Source organism: Chryseobacterium defluvii, assembly GCF_014204415.1.
Classification (GTDB): Bacteria; Bacteroidota; Bacteroidia; order Flavobacteriales; family Weeksellaceae; genus Chryseobacterium; species Chryseobacterium defluvii_A.
Genome location: NZ_JACHLE010000005.1, coordinates 78,801 through 101,547, shown reverse-complemented (window position 1 = coordinate 101,547; position 22,747 = coordinate 78,801). Strand labels below are relative to the sequence as shown.

Sequence of the window (22,747 nt, the reverse complement as noted above, 5' to 3'; positions counted from 1 at the left end):
AATTTCATGAAGCGAATATTATTTTCTGTTATCTTTTTATCCTCTTATTGTTTCTCCCAGGAAATAGACAGCCTGAATGTAGATCAGATTAAAAAAACTGATTCTTCGGCTGCCGGCAGGAAGGAAATGAAAACAAAACTAATTGATGATGTAGTAATCACAGGAACCATAAAACCTATAAGTAAATCCAAAAGCCCTGTGGCTGTGGAGATCTATAGTCAGAAATTTTTCCAGAAAAACCCTACACCCAGTATTTTTGAGGCAATCGCTATGGTAAACGGGGTAAAACCCCAACTGAATTGCTCGGTTTGCAATACTGGGGATATTCATATCAATGGTTTGGAAGGCCCTTACACTATGATCCTGATAGACGGAATGCCTATTGTAAGCTCCCTTTCAACTGTTTATGGATTAAGCGGGATTCCAAACAGTCTTATTGACAGGATAGAGGTGGTAAAAGGGCCAGCTTCTTCCCTTTACGGTTCCGAGGCCATGGGCGGAGTGATCAATATCATCACCAAAAATGCCCTTACTGCCCCGAAATTGAGTGTTGATGTAATGACAAGCACCTGGAGAGAAAATAATGTGGATGTCTCCACAAAATTTAATCTGGGGAAGAATGTGGCTTCTTTGTTAAGCTTCAACTATTTCAACTTCGGAAGAAAGATAGACCGGAATAAAGATAATTTTACGGATTCCGCTTTACAGAGCAGGGTTTCAGTTTTTAATAAATGGAATTTTCAGAGAAAGGAAAACCGGCAGGCGAGCTTTGCTTTGAGGTATCTGTATGAAGACCGTTTTGGCGGGGAAATGGAGTGGGACAGGACTTACAGGGGAAGTAGTGAGGTTTATGGCGAAAGTATTTATACCAACAGGGCAGAAGCTTTCGGGGTATACCAATGGCCTTTTAAGGAACAGGTGGTTACCCAGCTGTCCTATAATTACCATGACCAGAATTCTTTTTACGGAGCCAATCCTTTTAATGCAACCCAAAAAGTAGCGTTTGTACAAACGTACTGGGATAAGAAACTGGGTGAGCATGACCTGATCCTGGGACTGACTTTTAAGAAAACTTTTTATGATGATAATACACCCGGAACTTTATCGGCAGACGGTTTAGCCAATCAGCCTATGAAATCTCCGATCTGGGGTGCTTTTATTCAGGACCAATGGGAAATTGATTCTAAAAACACATTATTATTAGGCTACAGGTATGATTATGATAAAGTCCATCATTCCGTACATTCGCCGAGGTTTGCATGGAAATTTTCACCGAACCCCTATCATACGCTGCGTTTCAATTTCGGAACGGGTTTCAGGGTAGTGAATTTATTCACAGAAGATCATGCAGCACTCACGGGTTCTCGTGAAGTGGTGATCAGGTCAGATCTGAAGCCGGAAAGATCTGTCAACGGGAATTTGAATTACGTCTGGAAAATTCCCGTTGGAGACCGTCTGATCAATCTTGATGCTTCTGCTTTTTATACCTATTTCAGTAACAAGATCGTGGGAGATTTTGATACGGAACCGGATAAAATTATCTATGATAATCTTCACGGATACGGAATTTCAAGGGGTGTTTCCCTGAATCTGGACTACAGTTTCAGCTTTCCCCTGAGCATCAATGCAGGGATCACTTATCTGGATGTTTATCAGAAACTGGATGGAGAAAGTGAAAAATCACAACAGCTGCATGCACCGAAATGGAGCGGGACTTATAACCTAACTTATAAATTCCCGAATTCTTTTACGGTAGACCTCACAGGACAGTTTTACGGGCCTATGCGGCTGCCTGTCTTACCGAATGACTATCGCCCGGAGTATTCTCCGTTCTATTCTCTGGCCAATATCCAGGTTTCAAAGAGTTTCAGATCAGGATTTGAAATTTATGGCGGGATCAAGAATCTGTTCAATTTCACTCCGAAAGATCCTTTGATGCGGCCATTCGATCCGTTTGATCAGCATGTGAATGATCCGGTGAATAACCCAAATCATTATACTTTCGATACGACTTACGGGTATGCCCCCATGCAGGGAATAAGGGGGTTTTTAGGTGTAAAATATACTTTAAAATGAGAAAGATTTTAATTTTATTTTTAATGTCAGTATCCTGTTTTTGTTTTTCACAGATAAAAACAGGTACTTTTTCTGAGCTTGAAATCCTGAAGAATGAAAACTCAAAGCCGGTCATCATTCATTTGTATACTGACTGGTGCGGTGTATGTAAGATTGAGTCCTTTAAGATGAATAAAGATAAAGATCTTGTAAAAACTGTGAACGAGGATTTTTACTTCATCAATTTCGAGGCGGAAAAGACAAAAGAAAGTATCCGTTTTCAGGATCAGGAGTTTGGATATCTGTCCAATGGAAATTCGGGCATTCATGAGCTGGCTCTGGCTTTATCTAAAAATAAAAACCAGCCTGTTTATCCGTTGTGGATTTTCCTGGACAAAAATCAGAATTTAGTGTATTATCATGAAGGGAATCTTAAACCTGAAGTGATGAAACAGAAACTTTCGGAGATTTCTGCTCAATTCAGATGACATTTAAATGCTTATAGAATATTCCTCTCGCAGATTTAGCAGATTACGCAGATGATTGTGTTAAAATATCTGTGTAATCTGTGGTATGATTAAAAGTTATCGGAAACCGATTATTTTAAAAGGACAGCAATAATGGCCAGAATAGCAGGTAAGGCCTGAACGAAGAATATTTTTCTGGCAGCGGAAACCGCTCCGTAGATTCCTGCTACAGTAACACATCCTAAGAAAAATAAGGCTACATTGGTCTGCCATTGCTCATCTTTGATCAGAAGAGACCAGATAAGCCCGGCAGCAAGGAAACCATTATAAAGCCCCTGATTAGCAGCCAGTCCTTTTGTAGGTTTGAACATTTCTGCGGGTAATGCAGCCTTGAAAACCTCTTTTCCCTTTGTTTCCCAGGCGAACATTTCCATCCAGAGAATATATAGATGTTCCAAAGCTACTAATGCGATCAAAACTTTTGCGACTATTTCCATTATTTATTGTTTTTGAATTGTAAAACTAAAAAAATAAAGTTAAGTTTGGTTACTCAATTTCAAAAATGGATACTTTCAAGGCACATTTAGACAAATTCATCAGAGTGGATGATGAAGAATATGCTTCCATTCTTTCTTTTTTTGAGGTGATGGAAGTAAAGAAAAAACAGAACCTGATGCTTAACGGGGAAGTGTGCAGATGTATGTATTTTGTTTTACAAGGCTGTCTCCGAAAGTTTTTCATCAATGAAAAAGGAGTGGAGCAGACCACAGAATTTGCTATTGAAAACTGGTGGATTACGGATACTTTTGCTTATGAAAGACAGATCTCTTCTGAGTTCTGTATCCAGACGGTAGAACGTTGCACTATTTTGGTTATTGACCTTCAGTCCCAGGAATTATTATTAAAAAAACATCCTGTGATGGAGCGTTATTTCAGGATGATCTACCAGAGGGCCTATGCTTCCTCCGAACGAAGGATCCGCTACCTTTATGAAATGACCAGAGAAGAATTGTATGTGAACTTCAGCACTCAGTATCCTTGGTTTATTCAAAGAATCCCTCAATATCTGATCGCTTCTTTTTTAGGTTTTACTCCTGAATATCTCAGCGAGATCAGGGCAAAATTACGTTCTTAAACCAGTTTAAGATTTTTATAATTAATAAACCGGAACTTTGTCATATGATTAAAAGCCAATACAATGACAGATCCAAAAGTTCAGTTTTCACAATTATTTTTAAGATTAGCCCTTGCAGTGACCATGCTTTCTGCGGTAGCGGACCGTTTCGGATGGTGGGGAAAGAACTCCGCATGGGGAAACTGGGAGAATTTTGAAAAATATACCCGGCAGCTTACTTTCTTTCTTCCCGAGAGTTTAAGCAGACTTTCAGCCTATGGAGCTACTTTTTTAGAGATCATCTTGCCATTGATGTTGTTTTTTGGATATAAAACCAAAGCAGCAGCTTATGGAACCGGATTTCTTCTGCTGATTTTTGCTTTATCAATGACCATAGCTTTAGGTTTTAAGGCTCCTCTTGATTATTCCGTATGGGTAGGAAGTGCGGCTGCATTTTTACTGGCCGGTCAACAGGAATATTCATTCACAATAGATAATCTCAATAAAAAATAGCAATAGTATGAGCACAAGATTAAACATCGCAACAACAGATTCAGCAGCTTACAAAGCAATGATGGGATTGGAAGGCTACCTTCAGACCATTTCTCTAAATCACATCCAGAAAGAACTGATCAAGATCAGAGCTTCACAGATCAACGGATGTGCCTTTTGCCTGGATATGCATACGAAAGATGCACTGAAGTATGGTGAAACCCCGCAAAGGATCTTTCTTCTGAATGCGTGGAGAGAAGCTACGGAATTATTCACGGAAGAAGAGCAGGTACTTTTGGCAATGACAGAAGAAATCACCCTGATCAGTCAAAAAGGATTAACAGATGAAACGTATTATAAAGCTCATCAGCTTTTTGGTGAGGGTAAAATTGCACAAATCATTATGGCCATTGTGACGATCAATGGATGGAACAGGATTGCGATCAGTACCCATCTGCCTATCATGAAGTAGTTTTCGGGAATAAGTAGTTATTTACAAAAAGAGCTTTTCAATCCTGAAAAGCTCTTTTTTATGAAGTACGGTTTTTACCTTTAATTATGGGAGTTCTTTTAGGATGGCTTCTCCGACCCCTTTTGCAGATTGGGGATTCTGCCCGGTGATCACTCTCTGGTCTGTTACTACATGTGGCTGCCAAAGCCCTGATTTTTCAAATTTTGCCCCTCTTTCCTTTAATTTATCCTCTAAAAGGAAGGGAACAATATCCGTTAGCTTCACTTCAGATTCTTCTTCATTGGTAAATGCATTGATCTTTTTACCATCAACAAGATATTTACCGTTGCTAAGCTTAATATTCACTAAACCTGCCGGCCCGTGACACACTCCGGCAACAATTCCTCCGTTCTCATAAATTTTGGAAGCTATTTCTGCTAATTTCGTATTGTCAGCCAGATCCCACATGGCACCATGACCGCCTGCATAAAAAATTGCCGCATATTCGGAAGGATTTACCTGGGAAGGCTGTAATGAATGGTCAATTTTATTTTTATATTCGGGAGTTTCCCAAAACTCTTTATTTACCGGATCTTTAAGGTCGAATCCGTCAACCGGAGGGGTTCCGCCTTTCGGGCTTACAAAGTCGATTTCATAACCTGCATGATGAAGGACTTCCCAGGGATGAGAAACTTCTCCTAAATAGTATCCAGTGCTTTCTCCGGTATTGCCTTTTTTGTCATGGCTGGTCACGACAAATAAAATTTTCTTTTTCATAGGAATGGATTTTTTGTTTTGTGCTTGAAATAATCCTATTGTGAATAAGGTTAATAATACAAATGCTATTTTTTTCATATTTAAATAATGTGTGTGGTATAGATTTGGGGTTTCTCCTGTAGTTTCTCATCAATCAAAGCTCCAAAAGCCTGAATGTACGGTTGCTCGTTATGTTGGGACAATCCATCCGCGTCTTTCCATATTTCATAGAAAATAAACTGGTTTTTATCTTCGATTCCCTGATGAAGGTTATACAATTCGCATGCCTCTTCTTTTCTGGTTTCCTTTACCATATTCCGGAGAACTTCCAAGACTTCTGCCTGATATTCCTCTTTAGATTTTATAATGGCTGTAAGATAGATCTTCATTATACCAACTGGGGTTTTAATTCTTTTTCAAAAACATTTTTAAGATGCTCTCTGTAAAGCTCCATATCGCGTTCTACATTTGCATTCTTTTCTACATCGTGGAAATGAAAGCTTTCCATTTTTTTCAATGATACAAAGGCATTCATTCTGTGGAAGCCAAATAACGGCCCGTTATCCACACTTGTTTCGTTAAAAAATTCTCCGGGGAGGGTAAATGCGGTGGCAGGTGCATTCCAGCTTGTGGTTACCATATATTTCCTTCCGCCCAGCATACCTCCGGTTCCGTAATTGATCTGCGGGTTTTCTGCACTTCTTCCATCGCTCATATAAATTCCTTTGGCGTGCCCTGCCGTGAAAACTTCATCAATATACTTTTTTAAGCCGTTCGGAAGCTGAAACCACCAGATAGGAGTGTGATAGATGATATAATCTGCCCAAACGAATTTCTGGACTTCTTCATCGCCGTTATAGCCCTCATCTACGTTGGTGATTTTCACTTCCACATTTTCAAATCCTTTTAAGACCTCCAGAGTATTTTCCGTGATCGTTGTGTTATATTTTCCTCCGGAATGCCCGAAGTTTTGCCCGCCGTTGATTATCAATACTTTTTTCATTGCTTTTAGAATGTTAAATTTTACAATGCAAAATTAGCTTCGATTTTTGTATAATAAAAATAATATAAATTATACATTTGTATCATAATTATAATAGTTTAATCATGGTTAATTTAGAATGGTATCGAACCTTTAAGGCTATATACAAGACCGGAACGCTTACCGGAGCAGCAGATGCCTTATTTATTTCGCAACCGGGGGTGAGCCTGCATTTAAGTTCATTGGAAGCCTATGTAGGCTACAAACTGTTTGACAGGACAGGCCGGAAAATGATTCCTACCGAAAGGGGAAAAGTTTTGTTCAATGCGGTATTTGAACCATTGGCAAAACTGGAGGATGTGGAAAAAAATTTCCAGAAGTCTACAGAGAAACTTACCCCGACCATCAGTGTGGGAATGTGCTTTGAGACCTTTCAGACCACTTTAGAGCAGTATGTCTCCACTTTGCCTTTCAATCTTATCATCTGTTTCGGAGAATATCCGGAAATGCTGGATCAGTTGGATAAAGGGATTTTGGATTTAATTATTACCCCTAAAAAAGGAGTGTCTCCCAATATCCTGCATGAAGCTTTTTCATCGGAACAGATCATTTTGGTAGGCGGAAAGTATATTGATACGGAGAGTTTTAAAAAAGTAGTGAAAAAAGGAACTGAGCATGCTGAAGAATGGCTGAAACAGGAAAAATGGTACGGAACGACAGGAGATATGGAGCATCTTTTCCAGTTCTGGATCTTAAACTTTAGGCACAAGCCGAATTTCCGACCTAATTATATCGTTCCCAATTTAAATTCTATTATCCGATGCCTGAAGGGTGGAACCGGGCTGGCTGTGGTCCCTGATTTTTTATGCAGGAATGAAATTGAAAGCGGAGAGATCAAATTGATCTGGGAAGGAGAGAAGAAGTTAAAGAATACTTTGTATTTCGGATGCAGGAAAAATACCAATTATCCTACGGAGATCGATCATATCAAAGGGCTGTTCAGGCAGGTAATGAAATAATCCAATTGAGATGAAGAAAATTTTAGAAACAGACAGGCTTCTATTAAGAGAATTAACGACAGATGATGCGGAAAGTTTTTATAGGCTCAATCAAAATCCGAACGTTATAAGATATACCGGTGATGTATCTTTTACAAATATTGAAGAAGCAAGGGAATTCTTAAAAAACTATGGGGATTATCAGATCAATGGTTTTGGGAGATGGGCGGTGATCTGTAAACAGAACCACCAATTTCTTGGCTGGTGCGGTTTGAAATACGATAAGAATTCCGGTGAAACGGACATTGGTTTCAGATTTTTTGAAGAGTACTGGAATAAAGGGCTTGCAACGGAAAGTGCAGAAGCGTGTATCCGGTACGGTTTTGAAGAACTGGACCTGAAAAGGATTATCGGCAGAGCTATGGCAGAAAATGCTGCATCCATCAAAGTGCTTCAGAAGATCGGGCTGAGTTTTGAAAAGGAGTTTGATTTCAACGGGTCTAAAGGAGTTATTTACAAAATTGAAAAATTTTAATCAAAGCAAAGGATAAACTATTATTATTATATCCTTAATTTAAACCATTTATCTGATTAAAATTCCCCTTCTTTGAAGGGGTGGATTTTTGCACAGCAAAAAGACGGGGTAGTTTAAAAATAAAGCAATCAATCGAAAGTAATACAGAATTTCGATTTTTTGTCGCAACTTTGTTTTACGTTAAATAAAAAAATAAAACGAGGAATTATGCAACAGAAAACATACACGGGGCAGCCGGTTGTTACATTGAATAACGGAGTTGATATCCCGGCTTTAGGTTTCGGGGTCTGGCAGATGGAAGATATGAAAGAGTGTGAAAATGCTGTGATCAAAGCTATTCAGACGGGATACAGAATGATCGATACGGCTTCTATTTACCTGAATGAAACGGCCGTTGGAAATGCCGTGAAAAACAGCGGAGTGAGCAGGGATGAACTGTTTATTACCTCAAAACTCTGGGTTCAGGATCACGGGTATGAAAAGGCAAAAAGCGCATTCCGTAGGACATTGGACAGGCTACAGATGGATTATCTGGATATGTATCTGCTTCACTGGCCTTTCGGGGATTTCTTAGGAGCCTGGAAAGCCTTGGAAGAGCTGTATCATGAAGGGAAGATCAAAGCGATTGGGGTATGTAATTTCACGGTTGAAAAATTAGAAGAGCTGAAAGCCAATTCATCAATTCTTCCCGTCATTAATCAGATCGAACTGCACCCGGTTTTCCAGCAAAAGGAACTGCAGGTATATGGCCGGGAAAATAATATCATAACACAGCCGTGGAGTCCTCTTGGAAACGGGAATGCAGAGCTTTTGAATAATGAAGCTTTAAAGGCTGTTGCTGAAAAGTATCATAAAACAACGGCACAGGTCATCTTAAGATGGCATTTGCAGGAGGGGTTTGTAGTTATTCCAAAGTCTGTTACGCCTTCAAGAATTGAAGAAAATTTCAATGTTTTTGATTTTGGGCTGACGGAGGATGAAATGAATGTGGTACGTTCTCTGGATACCGGAAAAAGATTGTTCTTTGATCCTAAAGATCCTGAATGGGAGCAAAAAATGCTGAATTCCGTAGCGGATATTTGATTTTTTTTGTACTCCCGCAGATTTTGCAGATAACGCAGATGATTGCGTTACTGGATCTGTATAATCTGCGGGAATAAAATCTGAATAAAAAACAATTATGACGGCAGAACAGTTCGTAGAAAGGCTTTCATTATTCATTAATGAGAAAGAGATCAATAAGGTTGAAAAATTTTTCAAAGGGAATGATGGGGTTACAAAACACTTCGGGGTGAAATTTGGGGATGTTTTCAACACGGCGAGAGAATTTTCGGCGATGCCTTTGGATGAGGTCAATATTCTATTGGACAGCGATTTCTATGAAGTGAGAATGGGGGCGGTAAGTATTATGGATTTTCAGGCTGGCCATAAAAAGGTTACCCCAGAAAAGAGAAAAGAGCTTTTTGACCTGTATCTCCTGCGTCATGACCGTCTGAACAATTGGGATTTTGTAGACAGGGCAGCAAGGAATATCATTGGGGAGTATCTGATCGATAAACCCAGAGATATTCTGTATGAGCTGGCAAAATCCAAAAGTCCCTGGAAAAGAAGGACGGCTATAGTCAGCACTCATGCGTTTATCAGGAAGAATGAGACGGATGATACATTTAAAATTGCTGAAATCCTTGTTCATGATCCTGATGATCTGGTGAATAAAGCCGTAGGAAGCTGGGTAAGGGAAGCCGGGAAAAAGGATTATAAGAAATTACTCTCTTTTCTGGATGCTTATGTGAAAACAATGCCTTCAGCAACATTTTCCTATGCAATAGAGAAACTGGGCGCAGAGACAAAAAAATATTATAAAGAACTAAGGAAGCAATAAATATTGCTTCTTTTTTTCATATCAATAAAATAAATACTATGCTTTGGCCGGATACTATCAGTAAGAAATTCAATATCAGATATCCTGTTATCCAGGCTCCGATGTTTGGAGTAAGCACACCACAAATGGTCTCTGCCACCGCAAGGGCCGGATGCCTCGGTTCTCTGGCATTGGCGGATCTTTCTGCGGATCAGTCTGCTGATCTGATCAGGCAAACAAAAAAGCTGACCGATCAGCCTTTTGCCGTAAATATTTTTGTGCATCATATCCCTGAAATTACAGAATCGTTAAAAGCCGGGTATATCAGAACAAAACTGTTTATAGAGCAACTTGCTGAAGAAAATAATATAAACGTTCATCTTCCCGGTCTTGAAGACATTAAGATAAATGGATATCATGAGCAGATCGATGTGATTAATGATGAGAACTGCAAGATTGTAAGTTTCACTTTTGGGAACCTTGATGATGAAAGTATCCGGAAGCTGAAAGAAAATGAGGTTACCCTTATCGGGACCTGTACTTCAGTTGAGGAAGCTCTGATCCTGGAGAATTCGGGGATTGATATGATCTGTGTGCAGGGAATTGAAGCGGGGGGACACAGGGGAACGTTTAACGCTGAGGATATTCTCCGGATCGGAGGGTTGTCTTTACTGGCACAGGTTGATGATCGGGTGAATGTTCCTTTGATCTATGCCGGAGGGATCTACAATGCCCAAACATTAAAAGCTTCCAAAGAATTAGGAGCACAGGGGTTTCAGGTAGGAAGCATGTTATTGGCTTCTGAAGAAAGTGCTTTGCAGCCGTTTGAAAAAGAAAGGCTTCAAAATGTGAATGCAAAGGATATTGTTTTAACGAGAAGCTTTTCAGGGCGCTATGCAAGAGGAATTAAGAATAAGTATATACAAGCATTAGAGAGTTCAGAATATATTTTGCCATATCCTTACCAGAATAAATTGACGAATGAGCTTAGAAAAGTTTCAAAAGCTTTGAAAAATACAGATTTCGTAAGCATTTGGGCCGGGCAGTCGATCCATCGTTACAGTGAGCTTTCTACGGAGGATATTTTAAAAAAGCTTATTCGGGAGTGTGAAGAAACGGATAAATTTTAACGCAAAGAAGTATTCTTATTACTGCTGATCTTTAAGAGGTAAAGTTTTTAAATCAATTAAACTTTGCGTTTAGAAAAATCAGCTGTCTCAATTTTGAAACAGCTTTATTACTTAGAGCCTGTTTAAATTTTATTTAAAAGTTCTTTTTGTCATTCTGAATGGAATTTTGCGAAGCATTATGGAATGAAGAATCTATTGAAATTCATATATTTAAGATTTTTTGACTTCACTTCGTTTCGCTCAAAATGACAAACCTGTCAAATTGAAATTAAAAATTTAAACAGGCTCTTAATATCTTTAAAATCTTAAATACCCTTTAATGGTTTAAAATCTAATTGTTAAAGTGTAATTAAAATAATTAGGGTTTTACAATAAGATTCTTCACTCCACTGCGTTCCGTTCAGAATGACAGAGCGTACATTTTATTTTGTTAAATCCAGACCGCCGAAGTTACCGGAACTCATCATCAAATAAACTCCTTTGGTTTTATCTAAAGTTTCCCAGTATGCATGAAGCTCTTCCGCATTGGTAAATACTTTTAAAGCTTCATTTTTGAATTTTTCTTTGATGAGCTCGGGAGATATAGGTTCCATTCTTTTGATCTTTAAAGCATCTTCTGAATAGAAAACCACAGCTTCGTCCAGGCCATCCATGGCGTGATTATACTGTTCTAAAAAGACAGGATTTAAGCTTGAATAGGTATGAAGCTCCAGGAAACCATATTTCTTCTCATTCTTGAACTGTTCCTGAAATGCTTTCACGGTTGCTTTCACTTTACTCGGTGCATGCGCAAAATCTTTGTAAAGCGTTCCTTTATCTTCTCTTTCTACTTTTTCAAGACGTTTTGAGGCCCCTTTGAAGCTCATGATCGCATCATAGAAATCTCCGTCCATAATACCCAGCTGCTGGCAGATATGCCTTGCTCCTTCCATATTCAGAAGGTTGTGGGCACCAAAAACAGAAAGCGGGATGTCTCCCATTTCGGTTTTCAGGTATACTTTTCCGTTACTGATCTCATATTCCGGAGTTCTGTAAGGGATTTTTCTGAAATAATTTTCCGCACCTTCCACTACTTTTACCACTTCAGGGTCTTCCTCGTTATATACCAAAACACCGCCGGGAGTGATGCTTGCTACAAATTTCCTGAACTGTTCTATATAATCATCAAATGTTTTGAACACATTAATATGATCCCATGCAATACCACTCATTAAAGCAATATTGGGCTGGTACAATAAAAACTTTGAACGAAGGTCAATAGGAGAGGAAAGGTATTCATCTCCTTCCAGTACCATAAAATCATTGTCCTGCGTGAGTTTTACCATACAGTCGAAACCTTCTAATTGTGCTCCAACCATGAAATCCACATCTTTTTCATGAAAGCTCAAAACATGAAGGATCATCGAGGTTATCGTAGTTTTTCCGTGTGAGCCTGCGATCACGACACGGGTCTTATTTTTTGATTGTTCGTAGAGAAATTCGGGGTAGGAGTATATTTTTAAACCCAGCTCTTTAGCTCTTGCCAGTTCAGGGTTGTCCTGATGGGCATGCATTCCAAGAATGATGGCATCAATGTCCGGAGTGATCTTTTCCGGGAACCAGCCCATTTCTTCGGGTAGGATTCCTTTCTTTTCCAGCCGGGATTTTGAAGGCTCAAAAATGGCATCATCCGAGCCGGTAACCTGATATCCTTTATCTTTTAACGCAATGGCAAGATTATGCATGGCACTTCCGCCTATAGCAATGAAATGGGTTTTCAATTTCTTTTACTGTTTTTTAACATTGTTATTAATGATTTCCTGAAAAACATTCAGGATATTATCCCAGTTTGTTTTATAATTGGACATGATCAAGCTGGCGTCTGTTTTGCTGCCCGTATTAGGCCCTTTCTTGATATTGATAGAAGTGGTGATATGGTCATACAGTTTTTTACGGTCTTCCTGTATACTTCTGAAATTATTCTGGGAAAGAGTGTTATTCAGCTTTTTTAAATCTTCGCCGGAAATTTTAAAATCCTGTTTATACTTTTTCCCCTGCCCTTCAAAAGAGTAGTGCGCTTTATCATTTTTTATCAATAAATTCTCGTATATCGGAGCAAATCCTCCGCTTCTTGAATAACTTATATCAAAATCCGAATATGCTTTCTGACTGTTGCATGAAACTAATACTATGATCGCAAATAAGATCCCCGCTATTGTTTTCATATCTGATTTACTTTAATTATCTGAGTCCTTTTGTTCTAATTTTTTAGCTTTAAGTTCTTCATCATAATTGTGTAATAAATTGAAATCTTCGGTCTGCTCAATGGCAGTCATGATTTTCAGTAAGATTTCGTGTGCATTTTCGTTATCGTAATCTATATCCAGAGGGGCTTTAAATTCCATGGTCGGTTTTACACCTGTTACCTTTACACGGAGTCCTTTTTTATCAAAAGCCCGCCTGAATCCGTTAATTTTAATCGGGATCACGATCGGGCGCTGGTTTTTGACCAGCTTTGCCGTACCTCTTCTTCCCTGGGCAAAAGCTGATGTGGTACCCTGAGGGAAAGTAGCTACCCAGCCATTGTCTAAGGCCTTCATAATATTATCAACCTCAGTAAGGTCTACCATCCTGTTGACATTTTTGCCTTCAGCCCGCCAGGTTCTTTTTACTGTTACAGCACCGGCAATCTTGAATATTTTTGGAAGAATACCTTTATTCATGGTCTCTTCAGCTGCTACATAGTAAAAGTCGATTTTGGGGTTCAGCAGATAGATCGGGTTTTTAATGGTGTTCAGATATCCGTTGTTTACGGCACAGAATGCATGGTACATGGCTGCTACATCCGCAAAATACGTCTGATGGTTGGAAACAAACAGCACATTGGAATCCGGAAGATCCACAAGGTGCTCAGTACCGGTTATTTTTAATTTATTAAAGCCGTTGAATCTTCTGTAAGAAACCACTCCCAAAATAAAAATAATAAACCTTTTTAAAAAATAAGGTGTCCCGAATGCATCGGTGAAAATATTTTTCTTCGCCATCTCAATTAAACACGATACTGCAAAGTTACATATTTTTCAGTAACTGGCTGAATTCACTTAAGATCATTGCCGTAGCTCCCCAGATAATATATCCGTTGAAATTGATCACAGGAACTTCAAGTCCGCCTGCACCGGGAAGGGTCATTATTTCCGGCTCATCCGATAGGGTAAGAAAACTGGCTACCGGAAACTCGATCATTTCTACCGCTTCGCTCTGTTGTAACACAAAAACGGGATTTTTCCGGGTATAGGAAATGTACGGATAAACATAGAAATTACTTGGCGGAATGTAAATAGGGGACATCTGCCGTACGACCCTTACATAATGCCTGTCAATCCCAATTTCCTCTGATGTTTCGCGCACGGCGGTCTCAGCAAAGTCTTTATCCATCTCTTCCCGTTTTCCTCCGGGTAAGGATATTTGTCCGCTATGTCTGTCATGCTCATGTTCTGTCCTTTGGATCAGGGGAAAATACCATTCGTTGTTTTTTAGATACAGTACAATATTTACGGCTGCGAACTTTGGATTTTTCGCCAGAACCTGATCATAGGTGAAAACCGGACGGTAAGGAGGTGAGAAGATACCATGGGCATGCTCTCCGGGTAACTCCACGTTTGTAATTTTTCTCAGCAGATCTTTTCCAAAACTTTCCATACATCAAATTTAGGAATATATATTTAAGAAAGAATAAGTACTGGTATGAATTAATTATTAGTAATGACCTGATTTTGGTTAATTTTTAACCGTTATTTTAGCTTTTAACGGTAAACGGTGATTTTGAAAACGATAAACGGTGATTTTTAAAATTTACACTTTTTTAGTGGTTTCTCCATTTTGTATAGATTCTATCTTTGTCTCACTATTAACCAATTAATTTTACTAAAATGAAAAACTTTATTACAGGTGTATTTACACTAATGACCATGGGCTTCACTTTTGCACAATTCAATGTTGATGTGACATCTCAAAACGGAAACCTGAATACTGCCACTGTAGACCAGACAGGTTTATTGAACATTAATACCTTAACACAGGACGGAAATCGTAATGATGCTGACATTGACCAGGTGGGGGCATTTAATACAAACGATGCAGAAAGCATCGGAAACAGAAACAATATAGATGTAGATCAAACCGGATTGGGCAACTCTAATGAAGTAAGCCAGCTTGGAAACAGAAACTCTGCAGATACCTGGCAGTTAGGATTATTTAACTCAACAGAACAAACACAGATCGGAAGAAGAAACGAGGCATCTTCTGTACAATTAGGTACCGATAACTCCGTTACCCAATATCAGGATGGTAGAAGAAACAGTGCTTCCGCATGGCAGGTAGGTGATGAAAACCTTGCTATTCAGTATCAGGATGGACGAAGAAATGATGCTTCCCTTATCCAGGTAGGTGATGAAAATATTGCCGGCCAGGCACAGATCGGAAGAAGAAATGAAGCTACCGGATTACAGGTGGGGGACTCTAATTTCCTAGTTCAGTATCAGGATGGAAATGACAACAGTGCATCCAATGATCAGATAGGGGATGGTAATATTGCTGTAGCTTTACAATTAGGAGACGACAATACGGCTATGGGAGTTCAGATAGGTGACGGCAACGAACTGTATCAGGTTCAGTCAGGTGATGACAACACTGCCATCGATGTGCAAATGGGTGATGATAACTATGCTATGGTAAGCCAAAGCGGTGACTCTCACATGCACACAGGAACACAAATGGGAAATAATAACTCTTTAACAGTTACTCAATCTAACTAATACTGTAGATCTGAATATAGTAGCAGGAGAGGCTTTCGGGCTTCTCCTTTTTGTTTTTCCCGGATATTTCAAATGTACCCGAAAACCGTGATTTTTCATTTGTACCTGATTAGTGTGTTTTTCCCGGCTTTCCAATGCTGTAACTTTAATAAAAATTAATACCATGTTTAAATTGGGATGGAGTGTCTCTACACTTTTCTTTTTTTTCTTTGTGAAATCACAACAGGTTGATTGGGACCGTATCAACAGCAATACTATTCTTAACATTATTGCCGGTCATCAGTCTGAGCAAATAATGACCCTTTCTGAGGTTATTCAGATAGGTGATTCCAATAATGCCGATTTGTTTATTAATGCCAAAACTGATGTTTTGGTGAGGCAGATAGGTGATTATAACAGTTTTTACTTCATTAATTCTTTTACGGATACGGAAACAAAAGCTGCAGTTACCACCCAGGGGAACAATAATATCATTGATATTACGGGAAGCAACAGTATTTCGGATGGTCTTAAAATGAATGTGAGGGGGGATAATGTAACCATTTTCATGAGGAACTATTAAAGCGCAAACAATGAAAAAAGTCTTACATTCTTTGATTTTCCGTACTTTCTTCATCTTCTTTTCTGTTTTGATCAACGGGCAAGAGGAGAGGAAAGTAAATGCGAAAATAGAGAGTAGGATTATGGAAGACCAGATCAATCTGAAAGCCGTGGTCACCAACAACTCCGCTATTTATGAAGAACTTGACTATCTTCTGGTTTCCATTAAGAAAGGCGGCAGCGGAAACCTTTCAAACAATCAGCAGAAAGGAAAATTCTCTATTAATCCCGGTGAAGTAAAAGTATTATCTGAGATCAGTGTCAATCTTGAAAAGAAAGACGCATTGAAAGCCTTTCTTTATATAAAAGATGAAGAAACCCAAAAACTGGTGGCAAAAGACAGCCTAGAGCTCAATACGGATCTTTTTAAAAAGAAGGTCAGCAGGGTGGAAGAAGATGCGGTGTTCGAGTTGAGAGGGCTTACTATTGATGAAACCAAAAGCAAGGTAGGGAAGGATTTTTATGATCTGTTTTATATACAGTACAGTCAGCTTCCTGATAAAAGCAATTCCGCAATTACCATCTCTGAGCTTCCGGTACGGGGAACCAGCGGACAGATCAATATTGAGATCGATGATAAGATCGTTTATAGTTTCATCACCAATCCTAATGAAGATTATCTCAAAGAACAGCTATCCCACAGCCTGAGATACATCAAAGAATTTAACGCGAAGAAAAACCTCATTAAGAATGAATTTATATACTAAAAACACCCGCCATGAAAACTATTTTTATTGCTTTGACCTGTATTTTGGGAACATTCCTCGGAAGATCCCAACAGCTCGTGTACAAACCGATCAACCCGGCATTCGGGGGAGATACTTTTAACTATCAATGGCTTTTAAGCTCAGCCAATGCACAGAATCAGTTTGATGAAAAGAATGATTTTGGAAGTTTGCTGGATGATCTGGAAGGTCTGGACAGCTTCAGCCAAAGCCTCAACCGGCAGGTATTGAGCGAACTATCCCGGAAGCTGTTTGAAGATCAGTTCGGAGAAGGGAGCATAAAGCCCGGAAATTATCTTTTCGGTTCATTATACCTTCAAATTACCACAACAGCTCAGGGACTGCTGATTAATATTCTGGATACGGATACCGGAGAGCAGTCCGAGATCGTTATCCCAAAATAAAAAACCAAAAACCAACCAACCATGAGAGTCCATACTTACACCAGAATCTTTTTCTGTGCCGTATTGCTGTGTTTCATACAAGCCTGCAGCTCTTTGCTGGGATTGCCTTCCAATCCGGAAAGATCTATGATGGGCGAGACTACCTACTATACCACAGAACTGAAAAATATGCCTCTGCCTAAAGAAAAAATTGTCATAGGGGTTTATAAATTCCGGGACCAGACGGGGCAGTACAAGCCTTCCGAAAACGGAAATAACTGGAGTACCGCTGTTCCGCAGGGTACTACCACTATTCTTATTAAGGCCTTGGAAGACAGCAAATGGTTTATTCCCATTGAGAGAGAAAATATTGCCAACCTTCTGAACGAAAGGCAAATTATCCGGTCTACAAGACAGGAATATCTTAAGGATGCTGATAAGAACAGCCAGTCTCTGCCGCCGCTTCTCTATGCCGGAATTCTTCTGGAGGGCGGTGTAATTTCTTATGACAGCAATATTATGACGGGAGGTATCGGAGCCAGGTACTTCGGTATCGGGGCTTCTTCCCAATACAGGCAGGACCGCATCACTATTTATCTTCGGGCAGTTTCCACTTTAAACGGTGAAATCCTTAAAACGGTCTATACTTCCAAAACCATTCTCTCTACCAGTGTAAACGGAAGCTTTTTCCGGTATATTGATACGGAGCGTCTTCTGGAGGCTGAGGTGGGGCTTACCCAAAATGAGCCGGTACAGCTTGCAGTAACCGAAGCTATAGAAAAGGCAGTAAAATCACTTATCGTAGAAGGGATCAGGGATAAGATTTGGGGCAAATCTGCTGATGATACCGCAAACTATCAGGCATTGATAGATGAGTACAGCAGGGAACAGGATGTAAATAAAAACAGGGTGATAGGAAATAAATATCCCAATAATTACAGGCAGCAGTTTTCGTTTTTTGCGGCTGTTGAAGGGCAAAAAGTTAAAGATGACTATGTAAATCCTAAAATGGCCTTGGGAGGCAAAGTAGGAGTGAAATATTTTATCAGTCCAAATTTCAATATAGAAGTCAATGCGAATACTTTCACACTGGAAAATGAGAATATCGTCAAAAGGACCTACTATATCCCTGAAGTTAACCTGGAGTGCCTGCTTTTGCCAAGATACAAATTCAGTCCTTATATATATGGTGGCGGCGGTGTGATGTTATCAGATATTAAGCCCCGCTATAAAGGCCAGTTTGGCGGCGGGATAGAATACCTTGTAGGCAAAAATGTTGCCGTAAGGGCCTCCTCTCAGTATGATATTGGCTTTAAAGACGATTGGGAAGGTCTGGTGAATGGTAAAAGGAAGGATCAGGCTATACGGTTTGCATTAGGACTCAATTTTTACATTGGTAATAAATAAAAAACAAACATTATGAAAACGATAATCAAAATTCTCAGCATATTTATTCTTTCCTTTTGTTTATTCTCCTGTAGTGAAGATCTTGTAGATCAGGTTCAGACAGGGGTAGTGAAAGGAAAAGTGGTAAAAAGAGGGACCAATGAGCCGATACCTAATGTAAAGATCTTCACAACACCCAGTACTCAAACCGTATTCAGCGGTGCGGACGGTTCATTCGAAATTACAGAAATGCCTATTGGGAACTATTCCGTAAAAGCTGAACTTACAGGATATGTGACAAGTTTTCAGGGAGTAAATATACAGAACCAGAGCCAGGTAGTGACAGTGGTGTTTGAACTGGATGATGATACATCCCTGAATTCTCCGCCTTCCACTCCGCTATTATTAAGCCCTACGGATAATTCCGTCAATCAGCCTTTAAGTGTTGAGCTTACCTGGAGTGCTACAGATCCCGATACGGATGATGTTCTTAAATATAATGTGACCATTAAAAATAATCTTGATACTAATGTGATCCAGGTTAATGATCTGTCTGCCAATCACTATACCCTTGCCAATCTTAAATATGGGGTAAGCTATTTTTGGCAGGTTTCTGTTTCAGATGGGATCCATTCGCCGGTGCTGAGTACCATAAGCAAATTTACCACAAATACTGTTCCCGCCAACCGTTATCATTATGTTCAAAAGCAGAGCGGGAATTCAGTGATCATTTCCAGTGATGAATTGGGAAATCATTTCCAGTTTACCGGATCTTCCTACAATAGCTGGAGGCCAAGGAAAAACAATAATGCCGGTTTGATTGCTTTCTTAAGGACCGAAGGCGGAAGCTCTCATCTCTATACCGCCAATCCTGATGGCTCCAATCTGTTTAAAGTGACCTCGGTTCCGATAGGGGGATTTAATAATCAGGAAATGGATTTTGCATGGAGAACGAACGGGCAGGAGCTTATTTATTCAAATTTTGATAAATTGTACCGTATCAATAAAGATGGAAGCGGATTGGGCCTGATCTACACCACGCCGGACGGAAGCATGATCTCCGAATGCGACTGGAGCTATGACGGCAGTAAAATCGCTTTGAAAACAAATGACTTTAACGGGTATAATACAAAAATATACGTTATAGATATGGCAGGAAATATTTTGAAAACCGTGCTTACAGGAATGTCCGGAGCCAGCGGCGGCCTTAATTTTTCCGTAGACGGGCAGCTTCTTCTCTATACACGGGATACTTCCGGCTATCAGGACGGATCCGGAAATTACCGGCAGCTGGATTCCCGTATTTTTATTTATAATTTAACGAATAATGTGGTATATGATATATCTGAGGCAAGCGATAAGCCGATGGGAACCAATGATCTGGACCCGAGGTTTTCACCGAATAATGCCCAGATCATTTTCATGAATACTTCCAATGATAATATTTCGCAGAGAAATGTGATGACAGTAGATCTGAACAGTTCCATGACAGATCTTACGAGAACCGCTCTGTTTAGCAATGCGGATATGCCAGACTATGAATAGCCCGATTAGTATAAGCTTTATTCAGAAAAATTCCAAACCGGGAGGTTTGGAATTTTTGGTTAATTAAAGCTGGACATTGGTTATATCAGTCTATGATATGATTTTCAATAGCATATTTTACTACTCCTACTGAGTTTTTTACATTAAGCTTTAAAAGAATTCGTTTGCGGTGTGTTTCTACGGTATTGATACTGATGAAAAGTTTTTCTGAAATGTCTTTGCTGCTCAGCCCGTCACAGATGAGCTTTAATATTTCCATTTCACGTCGGGTAAGCGGGTCTTTGATGTGTAATCTTTGCTGTCCTTCACTGCTGATAAAGTTGATCATTCTTTCTTTAGCGTAATCGCAGATGTAGATCTCATTTAAAAGGAGTGCCTGTATAGATTTCATAAATTCATCGTATCTGCTGTTTTTGTCCAAATAGCTTTTGATCCCCTTATTAAAAAGTTTTCGGATGTCAGTTACATCATAGCAGTTTCCGATGACGATGATTTTGATGTTTTGATTTTTTGAAGTGATCTCTTCTACAGATTTATAAATATCTGTAAGCATTAATATATTGGAGCTGATCATAAGGAGCTCCGGAGGATCCAGTTTTAATTGTTCGAAAAGTGTTTCATAAGAGTTGCAAATATTAATTCCGTTAAAAATTTTACTTTGACTAAGAAGTCGCGATAAGCCTTCGGTATACAACAAGGGCTCATCAAAGATGGTTAGTCTTGGTTTCATGGCTTAGTTTTATAATATATAAAAATATAAAAAAAACTTCACATTTTAAATAAAATATATGCAAAAATGTAATTTTTTTTGAAATGATATATAAAAAATATTGAATTTTATTGAAATATTGATAAATAATTCTCTTATTGTGGAATTTTAATTATTATTTTTAGAGTTATTGTTGTTAAAATTTCCTGTTCATAGGTGTTTTAATAGGATTAAAATGAATAAATTTTTATTTAACTAACACAATGGGGATATGTTTTACCGGAAAATTAACCGAGTTGGCAATGAAACAATATTCGTTGGCTTTATGATGAAGCTGTCTGGCCTTTTCAACCATAGTCTCTTCGGATACGATGACTTCCGGGTTCAAATAAACTTCTTTAAAACATCCGCTTCCATTGGGTGTTTCAGTCATAATTCCGGTGGCATGATCAGTATATGCTGTTACAATAATGCCTTCTTCCGAGCAAAAATGCAGATACCAGAGCATATGGCAGGAAGAGAGTGAGGCGAGCAACATTTCTTCAGGATTGTATTTTGTTTTGTCACCACGGAAGGCGGGATCAGAAGATCCTTCAATAACTGCCTTATTCTCTACGGAAATCATATGGCTTCTTTCGTAGCTTCGGTAGCTGTCTGTTCCTGTTCCTTTGTTTCCCGTCCATTGGATGGTTGCTTTGTAGTGATGCTCTTTACTCATTATTAGGGTATTACTTTATTTTGAAAGGTGTTTTGTAAATCTTGCTTAAGCCGTTTTCACCCTCATTGATGTATTGCTGAAAATCTGAAATATTTTTGAATTTTTGAGGAGACAGGTCATTCCTTTTGCTGGTAAAATACAAAATGTGGTTCTTTTCATCATAAAAAGGGCAATATTCCATAAATTTAGTATTAATTGGAATGCCTAAGTTTTCTGCTTTCTGCCATTTTCCATTGGAATCTTTTCTGGAGATATAAAGGTCACCGCTGCCCTGCCCGCCTTTTTCATTATATTTTGTGAAAAGAATAAAATTTTCCCCTTTTGAAATAAATGCATTGAATTCATATCCGTTGCTGTTGATACCTTCATCCAGTAATTGAGGCTCAGCATATTTGCCGTCCTGCCATTTACAAAAATAGATATCATCTTTTCCGAGCCCTTTGGGAGATTCCATTGTGAAGTAGAGGTTTCCGTTGTCTGAAAGGGAAGGGAAAAATTCATTTAGCTCTGAATTTACAGGTTTTCCTGCGTTAACTGGTTCTGACCATTCGGAATTTTTATCTTTCCGTTCCACATACCAGATATCGAAATCTTTTTTTTCTTTTTTTGTCTTGTCCAAAGGCCGGTCTGAAGCAAAATAAAGCCGGGTGCCGTTGTTGGCTAAAAAAGGTTCCATATATGTATATGCATCATTGAAGGGTAATAACTGCGGGTCTCCCCATGTATTTTTCTTTTTATGCAGATAAGCGATCTGGGAAATTTCTTGATTAGGGCTTTGTACGGTGAAAAACGCTTCGTTACCCTCTCCGGAGATTGAAAAGTCTCTTACATTGAGGAATGAGTTAAGCTTTTTATCGAATAATGTGATTTCACTTTGATCTTGTGCAAGAATTAGACCTGTAGTAAAAAGAGACAGGCTGACCAGTATATTTTTCATCACGGAAATTTTTGTCTAATTTAATTAAATCTGATCTATTGTTCATAGGTTTTTATGCAGTCACGAAATTTACATTTCAGGCAGTTATACTTATCATATTTATAATCTCT

27 protein-coding genes are annotated in these 22,747 nt (G+C 39.0%); 16 read left to right on the top strand and 11 right to left on the bottom strand.

Features of this window, described 5'->3' with window-relative positions; translation table 11 throughout:
• Positions 1-6: 6 nt before the first annotated feature.
• Together HNP38_RS15010 and HNP38_RS15005 are read left to right on the top strand one after the other, a co-directional pair.
• The gene (locus HNP38_RS15010; protein ID WP_184190978.1) at positions 7-2,076 is read left to right on the top strand and encodes a TonB-dependent receptor plug domain-containing protein; all 2,070 of its coding nucleotides are present in this window, start codon (positions 7-9) and stop codon (positions 2,074-2,076) included.
• Positions 2,073-2,543 (top strand): thioredoxin fold domain-containing protein, encoded by a 471-nt coding sequence (locus HNP38_RS15005; protein WP_184190976.1) that lies wholly within the window; start codon positions 2,073-2,075, stop codon positions 2,541-2,543. Before HNP38_RS15010 ends, HNP38_RS15005 begins: the two co-directional genes overlap by 4 nt.
• Before the next feature lie 110 nt (positions 2,544-2,653).
• Here HNP38_RS15005 and HNP38_RS15000 read toward each other — a convergent pair whose 3' ends face one another.
• A complete protein-coding gene (locus tag HNP38_RS15000; RefSeq protein WP_184190974.1) occupies positions 2,654-3,019 on the bottom strand; it encodes a DUF1304 domain-containing protein in 366 nt (121 codons plus the stop codon).
• Between the two features lie 65 nt (positions 3,020-3,084).
• Here HNP38_RS15000 and HNP38_RS14995 point away from each other — a divergent pair, with 65 nt between their 5' ends.
• The 3 genes from HNP38_RS14995 to HNP38_RS14985 all read left to right on the top strand — a co-directional run bounded on the left by HNP38_RS14995 (position 3,085) and on the right by HNP38_RS14985 (position 4,600).
• A complete protein-coding gene (locus HNP38_RS14995) occupies positions 3,085-3,657 on the top strand; it encodes a Crp/Fnr family transcriptional regulator (protein ID WP_184190972.1) in 573 nt (190 codons plus the stop codon).
• 63 nt (positions 3,658-3,720) lie between these two features.
• Complete coding sequence (locus HNP38_RS14990; RefSeq protein ID WP_184190970.1) at positions 3,721-4,149, top strand: MauE/DoxX family redox-associated membrane protein; 429 nt, start codon at positions 3,721-3,723, stop codon at positions 4,147-4,149.
• A 7-nt stretch (positions 4,150-4,156) separates the two neighbouring features.
• Complete coding sequence (locus tag HNP38_RS14985; protein WP_184190968.1) at positions 4,157-4,600, top strand: carboxymuconolactone decarboxylase family protein; 444 nt, start codon at positions 4,157-4,159, stop codon at positions 4,598-4,600.
• Positions 4,601-4,684: 84 nt separating this feature from the next.
• On the opposite strand, the gene HNP38_RS14980 is transcribed toward HNP38_RS14985, so the two are convergent.
• From HNP38_RS14980 to HNP38_RS14970, 3 genes are all read right to left on the bottom strand, one after another.
• Positions 4,685-5,356, bottom strand: coding sequence for a type 1 glutamine amidotransferase domain-containing protein (locus HNP38_RS14980; protein ID WP_184190966.1), 672 nt, complete (start codon positions 5,354-5,356; stop codon positions 4,685-4,687).
• Positions 5,357-5,436: 80 nt separating this feature from the next.
• Complete coding sequence (locus HNP38_RS14975) at positions 5,437-5,724, bottom strand: putative quinol monooxygenase (protein WP_184190964.1); 288 nt, start codon at positions 5,722-5,724, stop codon at positions 5,437-5,439.
• Complete coding sequence (locus HNP38_RS14970) at positions 5,724-6,338, bottom strand: NAD(P)H-dependent oxidoreductase (protein WP_184190961.1); 615 nt, start codon at positions 6,336-6,338, stop codon at positions 5,724-5,726. Before HNP38_RS14970 ends, HNP38_RS14975 begins: the two co-directional genes overlap by 1 nt.
• Positions 6,339-6,442: 104 nt before the next feature.
• On the opposite strand from HNP38_RS14970, the gene HNP38_RS14965 reads away from it, so the two are divergent.
• The 5 genes from HNP38_RS14965 to HNP38_RS14945 all read left to right on the top strand — a co-directional run bounded on the left by HNP38_RS14965 (position 6,443) and on the right by HNP38_RS14945 (position 10,841).
• Positions 6,443-7,336, top strand: coding sequence for a LysR family transcriptional regulator (locus HNP38_RS14965; RefSeq protein ID WP_184190959.1), 894 nt, complete (start codon positions 6,443-6,445; stop codon positions 7,334-7,336).
• 10 nt (positions 7,337-7,346) lie between these two features.
• Positions 7,347-7,850 carry a GNAT family N-acetyltransferase gene (locus tag HNP38_RS14960; RefSeq protein ID WP_184190957.1) on the top strand — a complete coding sequence of 168 codons (504 nt, stop codon included), beginning with the start codon at positions 7,347-7,349 and terminating at the stop codon, positions 7,848-7,850.
• Between the two features lie 207 nt (positions 7,851-8,057).
• Complete coding sequence (locus tag HNP38_RS14955) at positions 8,058-8,933, top strand: aldo/keto reductase (protein ID WP_184190955.1); 876 nt, start codon at positions 8,058-8,060, stop codon at positions 8,931-8,933.
• A gap of 97 nt (positions 8,934-9,030) precedes the next feature.
• The gene (locus HNP38_RS14950) at positions 9,031-9,732 is read left to right on the top strand and encodes a DNA alkylation repair protein (protein ID WP_184190953.1); all 702 of its coding nucleotides are present in this window, start codon (positions 9,031-9,033) and stop codon (positions 9,730-9,732) included.
• Positions 9,733-9,770: 38 nt separating this feature from the next.
• Complete coding sequence (locus tag HNP38_RS14945) at positions 9,771-10,841, top strand: NAD(P)H-dependent flavin oxidoreductase (protein WP_184190951.1); 1,071 nt, start codon at positions 9,771-9,773, stop codon at positions 10,839-10,841.
• A gap of 422 nt (positions 10,842-11,263) precedes the next feature.
• Here HNP38_RS14945 and HNP38_RS14940 read toward each other — a convergent pair whose 3' ends face one another.
• Genes HNP38_RS14940 through HNP38_RS14925 form a run of 4 tightly spaced genes read right to left on the bottom strand, consistent with a single transcriptional unit; the run spans position 11,264 to position 14,519 of the window.
• The gene (locus tag HNP38_RS14940; protein WP_184190949.1) at positions 11,264-12,601 is read right to left on the bottom strand and encodes a UDP-N-acetylmuramate--L-alanine ligase; all 1,338 of its coding nucleotides are present in this window, start codon (positions 12,599-12,601) and stop codon (positions 11,264-11,266) included.
• Between the two features lie 6 nt (positions 12,602-12,607).
• On the bottom strand, positions 12,608-13,045 hold the full coding sequence (locus HNP38_RS14935; RefSeq protein WP_184190947.1) for a hypothetical protein: 438 nt from the start codon (positions 13,043-13,045) through the stop codon (positions 12,608-12,610).
• Between the two features lie 12 nt (positions 13,046-13,057).
• Positions 13,058-13,864 (bottom strand): lysophospholipid acyltransferase family protein, encoded by an 807-nt coding sequence (locus tag HNP38_RS14930; protein ID WP_184190944.1) that lies wholly within the window; start codon positions 13,862-13,864, stop codon positions 13,058-13,060.
• 25 nt (positions 13,865-13,889) lie between these two features.
• The gene (locus tag HNP38_RS14925) at positions 13,890-14,519 is read right to left on the bottom strand and encodes an NUDIX hydrolase (protein WP_184190943.1); all 630 of its coding nucleotides are present in this window, start codon (positions 14,517-14,519) and stop codon (positions 13,890-13,892) included.
• A gap of 230 nt (positions 14,520-14,749) precedes the next feature.
• On the opposite strand from HNP38_RS14925, the gene HNP38_RS14920 reads away from it, so the two are divergent.
• From HNP38_RS14920 to HNP38_RS14895, 6 genes are all read left to right on the top strand, one after another.
• Entirely contained in the window at positions 14,750-15,634 is an 885-nt protein-coding gene (locus HNP38_RS14920) for an RIP homotypic interaction motif-containing protein (protein WP_184190941.1), read from the top strand.
• A gap of 163 nt (positions 15,635-15,797) precedes the next feature.
• On the top strand, positions 15,798-16,196 hold the full coding sequence (locus tag HNP38_RS14915) for a hypothetical protein (protein WP_184190939.1): 399 nt from the start codon (positions 15,798-15,800) through the stop codon (positions 16,194-16,196).
• Positions 16,197-16,206: 10 nt separating this feature from the next.
• Positions 16,207-16,941: a curli-like amyloid fiber formation chaperone CsgH gene (gene csgH, locus HNP38_RS14910; RefSeq protein ID WP_184190937.1), complete on the top strand. Its 735-nt coding sequence runs from the start codon at positions 16,207-16,209 to the stop codon at positions 16,939-16,941.
• 11 nt (positions 16,942-16,952) lie between these two features.
• Complete coding sequence (locus HNP38_RS14905) at positions 16,953-17,363, top strand: curli production assembly/transport component CsgF (protein ID WP_184190935.1); 411 nt, start codon at positions 16,953-16,955, stop codon at positions 17,361-17,363.
• Between the two features lie 21 nt (positions 17,364-17,384).
• Complete coding sequence (locus HNP38_RS14900) at positions 17,385-18,749, top strand: CsgG/HfaB family protein (RefSeq protein WP_184190933.1); 1,365 nt, start codon at positions 17,385-17,387, stop codon at positions 18,747-18,749.
• Positions 18,750-18,761: 12 nt separating this feature from the next.
• Positions 18,762-20,273, top strand: coding sequence for a carboxypeptidase-like regulatory domain-containing protein (locus tag HNP38_RS14895; protein WP_184190931.1), 1,512 nt, complete (start codon positions 18,762-18,764; stop codon positions 20,271-20,273).
• 85 nt (positions 20,274-20,358) lie between these two features.
• Here the strand turns inward: HNP38_RS14895 and HNP38_RS14890 are convergent, their stop codons facing one another.
• The 3 genes from HNP38_RS14890 to HNP38_RS14880 form a co-directional block, all read right to left on the bottom strand.
• Positions 20,359-21,003 (bottom strand): response regulator transcription factor, encoded by a 645-nt coding sequence (locus HNP38_RS14890; protein ID WP_184190929.1) that lies wholly within the window; start codon positions 21,001-21,003, stop codon positions 20,359-20,361.
• 226 nt (positions 21,004-21,229) lie between these two features.
• Complete coding sequence (locus HNP38_RS14885; RefSeq protein WP_184190927.1) at positions 21,230-21,700, bottom strand: OsmC family protein; 471 nt, start codon at positions 21,698-21,700, stop codon at positions 21,230-21,232.
• Between the two features lie 10 nt (positions 21,701-21,710).
• The gene (locus tag HNP38_RS14880) at positions 21,711-22,637 is read right to left on the bottom strand and encodes a PD40 domain-containing protein (protein ID WP_184190925.1); all 927 of its coding nucleotides are present in this window, start codon (positions 22,635-22,637) and stop codon (positions 21,711-21,713) included.
• Positions 22,638-22,747: the final 110 nt, after the last annotated feature.